The sequence below is a fragment of the Anaerococcus sp. HMSC065G05 genome (assembly GCF_001812365.1).
GTDB lineage: Bacteria > Bacillota > Clostridia > Tissierellales > Peptoniphilaceae > Anaerococcus > Anaerococcus vaginalis.
In genome coordinates, this window is sequence record NZ_KV808719.1 from 19796 (window position 1) to 27251 (window position 7456).

At 27.6% G+C, this 7456-nt stretch carries 6 protein-coding genes; all 6 read right to left on the reverse strand.

Features of this window, described 5'->3' with window-relative positions; all coding sequences use genetic code 11:
* Nucleotides 1-1752 (reverse strand): CarD family transcriptional regulator, encoded by a 1752-nt coding sequence (locus HMPREF2852_RS10125; RefSeq protein WP_261668194.1) that lies wholly within the window; start codon nt 1750-1752, stop codon nt 1-3.
* A complete protein-coding gene (pth, locus tag HMPREF2852_RS06275; RefSeq protein ID WP_070606722.1) occupies nt 1745-2329 on the reverse strand; it encodes an aminoacyl-tRNA hydrolase in 585 nt (194 codons plus the stop codon). Before pth ends, HMPREF2852_RS10125 begins: the two co-directional genes overlap by 8 nt.
* A 2-nt stretch (nt 2330-2331) precedes the next feature.
* Nucleotides 2332-3318, reverse strand: a complete 987-nt coding sequence (locus HMPREF2852_RS06280; RefSeq protein ID WP_026074028.1) for a ribose-phosphate diphosphokinase — start codon at nt 3316-3318, stop codon at nt 2332-2334.
* 2 nt (nt 3319-3320) lie between these two features.
* Complete coding sequence (gene glmU / locus HMPREF2852_RS06285; RefSeq protein ID WP_070606725.1) at nt 3321-4712, reverse strand: bifunctional UDP-N-acetylglucosamine diphosphorylase/glucosamine-1-phosphate N-acetyltransferase GlmU; 1392 nt, start codon at nt 4710-4712, stop codon at nt 3321-3323.
* 9 nt (nt 4713-4721) lie between these two features.
* Nucleotides 4722-5441, reverse strand: a complete 720-nt coding sequence (gene deoD, locus HMPREF2852_RS06290; RefSeq protein ID WP_070606730.1) for a purine-nucleoside phosphorylase — start codon at nt 5439-5441, stop codon at nt 4722-4724.
* Nucleotides 5442-5558: 117 nt separating this feature from the next.
* On the reverse strand, nt 5559-7456 hold a 1898-nt coding region (gene tkt, locus HMPREF2852_RS06295), incomplete at its 5' end, for a transketolase (protein WP_070606734.1).

Below are 7456 nucleotides of genomic sequence, written 5' to 3' on the forward strand. Positions count from 1 at the left end.
CTATTTCATCAACTGCTTTTTTGCTCTTTGTTTAGCTTTTTTCCATTGATTACTTCCAAGTGATGAAATTTTTGGCTTGTCCCCCTTGTTGCCAATATATTTACTAACTAAATCCATTTGGTCAACAGGAACAAATACTTTATCATTTCCCTTGTATTCAATTACAAAATAATCTTTTTTGGTATTATTTACTTCAATTTTAGATATGCCTTTATATATACCAATACCATTATTTTCATGAACTACATAATCGCCAATTTCTATATCAGAATAATTTATTATATCTTTAGCGCTTACTGGTTTCTTTCTTGTTTTTTTATTTTTAAATTTATCTTTACCAAAAATATCCCTATGAGAATATACATTTATTTTATTATCAGTGAAAATATAACCTCTTGATAAAGAATTTTCAGTTAAGATTATATTGGTATTACTTAAATCAGAATCTAGACCAATAGAAAAATTGTCAATATTATTTTCATTAAAAATTTCTTTTATACTTTCTAGAGATTTTTTATCTGATGCAAAAATAATGGCTTTTTCATTATTTTTAACTAAAGAATTAATATTAAAGATGAAATTTTCAATATTTTTATTAAAATTTTCTTGCTCAATAGATTTTAATTCAATAATTTTTTTTGCTTTTATTATATTATTGTTTTTTAATAAACTTGAAGAATTTATTATATGATAAGATTTGATATTAGTAAAAATTTTATTTATATTTATTTTAATATTTTTAAATGATGGAAATATTTCCTCATTTTCTAACTGATTTGTAAAATCCAGATCCGATTTTTCCATATCTTGTGAAAAATTATCAATTGACCTATTTAAATCTTGAAAAAGAAATATTGAATCTTTATCTAAATAAGCAAAAAAGTCATCAAAATTTTCATTTCTATAGGGAGTAATTAAATCTTCATTTGCGATATATAAACTATCACTGAGATAAGAAATTATTTGATTATATTTATCTTTTAACTTTGTAGAATTGCCTGTATCTGATATATTTTTTATATCTTTTTTTATTAATTCAATTATTTTCTGATAATCATTTTTATCATAAATTAACTCTTTTGTTGGTCTAATTATTATTTCATCAATATTATCAAGAGATCTTTGAGTGTCTTTATCAAAAAATCTCATTGAATCTATTTCTGTATCAAATAATTCTATTCTTATAGGATTATCATATTCTATAGGCCAAAAATCTATTATTGATCCTCTAATAGAAAATTCTCCTTTTGACTCAACTAATTTTGTAAAATCATAATTTAATTCTATAAATGATTTTTTTACCTCTCTTAAATCTAATTCACTATCAGTATCAATTTTAAATGACTTATCTTTAAAAATTTTTCTTGGAGTTAATTTATTTCTTAAGGCATCTAAAGTAGTAGTAATTATAAACTTATCCTCATTAATAAGCTTTGTTAAAACTTCAATTCGATTTATTTCATTATTTTTTTCTAAATTTTTAATATTATAGTAGTTGATTTCAGTTGATGGAAAATACATACAAGAATCATCTTGCAAAGAATTTATATCATCACACATTAGCTTTGCTTTTTTTTCATTCTCGCAAATAATAATTAATGTTTTTCCAGTATAAGTAAAAAGAGTTTGAAAAATATGAGCCTTGCTCTCATCAGTTAGTCCATGTAAAAATATTGGAGATAATTTTTTATAATTTTCAATTATTTCCTTAACTTGACTAATATTATAAATTTCATTAATAAGGCTATTCATTATCTTCAACTAGCCTTTTTGAATTAAACATACTCATGGATTTTTCTATACCTTCTTCTAAAATCATCTCGATAGCATCACTTGCAAACTTTACTTCTTCTTCAATGATTTTTGCTTCTTGTTTTGAAAATCCACTTAATACAAAATTAGCCAAATCCATATATGAAGGCTTCTTTCCAACTGCAACTTTTATTCTTGGAAAATCATCAAATTCTAGATTGTAAATAATTGACTTCATTCCATTATGAGTTCCAGCTGAACCTTTTTTTCTTATTCTAATACTTCCAAAATCAATATCTATATCATCATAAATAACTATGAGTTTATCATGGTCAAAATCAAAATATTTATATATTTCTCTAATAGCTTCTCCTGAATTATTCATATAAGTTTGAGGCTTTACAAGCATAACTTTTTGGCCAGAAATTACTCCCTGGCCAATTAAAGATTTAAATTTAATTTTTCTTACATCAATACTATATTTTCTAGCCAAATAATCAATAGTTATAAAGCCAGCGTTATGTCTTGTGTTCTCATACTGTATACCAGGATTACCCAAGCCTACAATATAATACATTATTATTTACCGTCCTCAAAAAGACCACTTATTGATTCGTAAGTGTTAATTCTATTTATAGCTTCAGCTAATAAAGGAGCTATTGAGATTTGTTTGATTTTTTGAATTTTCTTTTCTTCAGGTAATTTTATTGTATCTGTAATAACTACTTCTTTTACACAAGAATTTTCTAAATTTTCGCAAGCATTTCCACTTAAAACACCGTGAGTTGCAGCAATTGAAACTTCTTTTGCACCGTGTTCTTTTAGATAATTTGCTGCATTGCAAATAGTTCCAGCAGTATCAATAATATCATCAACTAAAATACAATGCTTACCTTCAAAATCTCCAATTACATTCATAACTTCTGAAACATTTGGTCTTGGGCGTCTTTTTTCAATTATTGCTATTGTTAATTTTAAATAATCAGCAAAGCTTCTAGCTCTAGTTACTCCTCCTAAATCAGGACTTACTACTACATATTCATCTGGATTGTCAAATGCTTTTTCTTTAAAATATGATGACAATAATCTAATAGCAGTAAAGTGATCAAGAGGTATATCAAAATATCCTTGAATTTGACCAGCATGAAGATCCATTGTTATAACCCTATCAGCTCCAGAAACAGTCATAAGATTTGCTACAAGTTTAGCACTAATTGGTTCTCTTCCTCTAGTTTTTCTATCTTGTCTTGCATAGCCATAATATGGAACTACTAGATTTACATAACCTGCAGATGCTCTTTTACATGCATCTGTCATAATTAATAATTCCATTAGATTGTCGTTTGTTGGATAAGAAGTAGGTTGAATTATATATACATCCTTGCCTCTTACAGCTTCATTAATTTTTACATTAATTTCACTGTCGGCAAATTTTTTAACTTCAACTTCTCCTAATTTAATGCCCAATGATTTTGCAACAGCTTCTGCCAAATCAGGATTAGAGTTTCCTGCCAATACAACTAAATCGCCTCTTTTGATATGTGATGAACTTGAACATTCACTCATTTTTAATTTTGCTCCTTTAACTTTTCCAAATCTCTTTTTTTCTTTTTTTCAACGTAACCAGATATATTTTTTTGTTCAGCCCTTTCTATTGAAAGCTCCCCTTGGTCAACATCTTTTGTTATTGTTGATCCTGCAGCAATATACCCCTCTTTTTTCACATGAACTGGTGCTACAATATTAGAATTTGATCCTATAAATGCTCCATCTTCAATAATTGACCTATGCTTAAATTTACCATCATAATTTACAAAAATTACACCACAACCAATATTTATATCTTTACCTAAATCACAATCTCCGATATAAGCAAGGTGTCCTGCTTTTGTATTATCATCAACATTAGAATTTTTAACTTCCACAAAATTTCCAATATGGACATTTTTGCCAAGTTTAGCCTTAGGTCTTAAATGTGAAAATGGACCAATATCTGTGCCTTGATCAACAAAAGATTTTTCTATTACAGAATTGTCAATTTTAACATTGTCCTTAATTATTGAATCTTCAATTCTAGATGAGCCTTCAATAATACAATCTTCGCCAATTTCTGTATTTCCTAAAATTTTACATGGACCAGATATTACAGTGTCTTTTCCAATTTTTACGCCCATTTCAATATCTACTATACTAGGATTATCAATAATTACACCATTTAACATGTGATAATCATTAATTCTTTGTCTTAAAAGTTTTGTAGCATTTGCTAGCTCTTTTTTATTATTTATTCCATAAAATTGATCAGGATTGTCAGCCATATAAGATTCTACTTTTTTTCCTTCATTATTTAAAATTTCGATACAATCTGTTAAATAATATTCATTGGATTTATTATCAGTGTTAATCTTTTTTAAAGAATTTTTTAAATCAATCCCTTTTAAAGCATAGATACCAACGTTGATTTCATTTACTTCTTTTTCTTTTTCGCTTGTATCTTTTTCTTCTACAATTTTTTGGAATTTATTATTTTCTCGTATTATTCTTCCATATCCTTTTGGATTGTCAACTTTTGTTGACATAACAGTTAGACTATTATTATTTTCTTTATGAAAATCAATAAAATCTTCAAGAGATTTTTTTGTAATTAGTGGAATATCTCCATTTAAAATAAGGCAATCATCATCATCATTTATTAAATCAATAGCCATACTTACAGCATAAGCTGTTCCATAAGGGAATTCATCTCCAATTTTTTGTTCTTTTATTTCTATATTTGGAAATTTTTCTTTTAATAAATCCTTATTTTTTCCACCAATTATTATAGTATTTGAATTTTCAAATGAACAAGCATCAACTATATAAGTTATAAGCTCTCTATTTAAAATTTTAGTCATAACTTTTGAGGTATTAGATTTCATTCTAGTACCTTCTCCAGCAGCAAGTATTATATTTTTTAACATCTAATCTCCTTATTCTGGTGCAACTTCCAAAGCAAGTGTCATCATTTGTGTATAAGCACTTTGTCTATTTTCTGCACTATCAGATTCGTTAGATACTAAGGAATCACTAATTGTAAAAACTCCTAAGGCTCTTTTTCCATATTTTCTTGCTACAGTAAAAAGACCATAAGATTCCATCTCCACGCATAAAACTCCATATTTTTGTAAATTTTCAAAAACTTTTGGATCCATTTCACTATAAAATTGATCTGATGAATGAACTTGACCACAGTGAGTTGTGTATCCTAATTCTTGACTTCTTTTGTATGCATCAAGTAATAAATCAAAATCAGGTGTTGGAGAATAATGAATATTTCCAAATAAATTATCGTTAATTGATGATTCGCTACAAGCACTTGTTGCAAGAACAATATCGTGTAATTTTATATTTTCTTGCATACTTCCAGCACTTCCAATTCTAATTATTGTATCGACATCATAAAAATTAAATAATTCATTAAAATAAATCATGGATGAAGGAATTCCCATTCCACTTCCCATTACTGAAACTCTTTTTCCTTTATAATAACCAGTATATCCGTACATTCCTCTTGTATTTGTAAATTCTTTTGCATCTTCAAGAAAATTTTCTGCTATATATTTAGCTCTTAAAGGATCTCCTGGCATCAAAACTGTATTTGCTATTTCATCTTTACTTTTTGCTGAAATATGCGGTGTTGGTATTGTCATAATTACTCCTTATTTTTATATTTCTAGTAATATAATATCACTTTTTAAAATATTTTTAAAATAAAAAGGGCTGTTGCAAAATTATAAATAAATAATTCTGCAACAGTCCCTTACAAATTAATTATATTTTTCTATATATTTTTTAGCTATCTCTTCTTTAGTAAATCCTAATTCTTTTTGCACATCTTTAAAATTACCTGATATTCCAAATCTATCAATAGAAATATTTATTCCCTTATCTCCTGTAAATTCGCTCCATCCAAATGAACTTGCCATTTCAATTGAAACTCTATTTTTAACATTTGCTGGAAGAATTTTTTCCTTATAAGCTTGGTCTTGTTTTCTAAATAATTCCATTGATGGCATTGATACAACTCTCACATCAATGTTAGATTTTTTTAATTCATCTCTTGTTTGTAAAGCTAATTCTACCTCACTACCTGTTGCAATTAAAATTCCATCTGGAACTTCTTTATCAGAATCTTTAATTATATAAGCTCCATTTGAAATATCATCAATATTTTGTGTAGCTTCAAGATTACTTACGTTTTGACGTGTTAAAGCTATAACTACTGGACAATTTTTGCTTTCAAGAGCAATTTTCCAAGAAAGTCTAACTTCATTTGCATCTGCTGGTCTTAGCATTATTACATTTGGTATTGTTCTAATCATGGCTAATTGTTCTATTGGTTGGTGTGTTGGTCCATCTTCTCCAACAGCAACAGAATCATGAGTGAAAACATAAGTTACAGGAATTTGTGAAAGAGCTGAAATTCTTAAACCTGCTTTTAAATAATCTGAAAATACAAAAAATGTAGAAACGTGATGGAAAGTTCCGCCGTGTGCTACAATGGCATTTGCTATTACACTCATAGCAAATTCTCTAACCCCATACCAAACATTTCTTCCCTCAGGATTTGTGTCTGAAAATCTTTCAGCATTCTTTATATTTGTTTTGTTAGATGAAAATAAATCTGCACTTCCACCCCAGAAATTTTTTGTAACTTTTGCTAAATCTTGGATAATTTCTCCACTAGATGCTCTTGTTGCAAGACTATCATCAGATGGAGAGTATTTTTTTACTTCTTCCATCCAATTTTCTGGTAATTTTCTTTCAAATCCATTAATGTATTCTTTATAATCTTTTGGATATTTTTCCTTATATTCTTCTAAAAGTTGTTCCCACTTTTCGTATGATTTTTTACCATTTTCTATAATATTTTCTTTGAATGTATCATAAACATCTTCTGAAATTTCAAAATCTTCATATTCCCAATTGTAGAATTTTTTTGCTTCTATAAAATCGTCATTTCCAATTGGCGCACCATGAACTTTATTTGTTCCTTGATTTTTTGAACCATAACCAATAACTGTTTTAACTTCTATAAAAGTTGGACCATTTTTATTTTCTTTTGCTTTATTAATTGCATCATAAATTTCTTCAAGATTATTTCCATCTGAAACTTTAATATAATTCCAATTTTGAGCCTTAACTCTTTGTTCAATATTTTCTGAAAAAGATGTATTTAAATCTCCATCCAAACAAATATCATTTGAATCGTGAAGAATTATTAATTTATTTAAATTTAAATGACCTGCTAAAGACATTGATTCGTATGAAATTCCTTCCATCAAATCTCCATCTCCACATATCGCATAAGTATAATGATCAACTATATTAAATCCATCTTTGTTATACATTGCAGCCAAGTGTTTTTCTGCTATTGCAAATCCAACTGCATTTGCAATTCCTTGACCCAAAGGACCAGTTGTTACTTCAACACCGTCTGTATGTTTTCTTTCTGGATGGCCTGGAGTTTTTGAGCCAATTTGTCTGAAATTTTTCAAATCATCAATACTCAAATCATAGCCTGATAAATGTAATAGAGAGTAAAGCATAGCTGAACCATGGCCAGCTGACAAAACAAATCTATCTCTGTTGTGCCAATTGCTTTTTTTAGGATTAACATTCATTATTTTATTCCACAAAACATAAGCCATAGGACTTGCTCCCA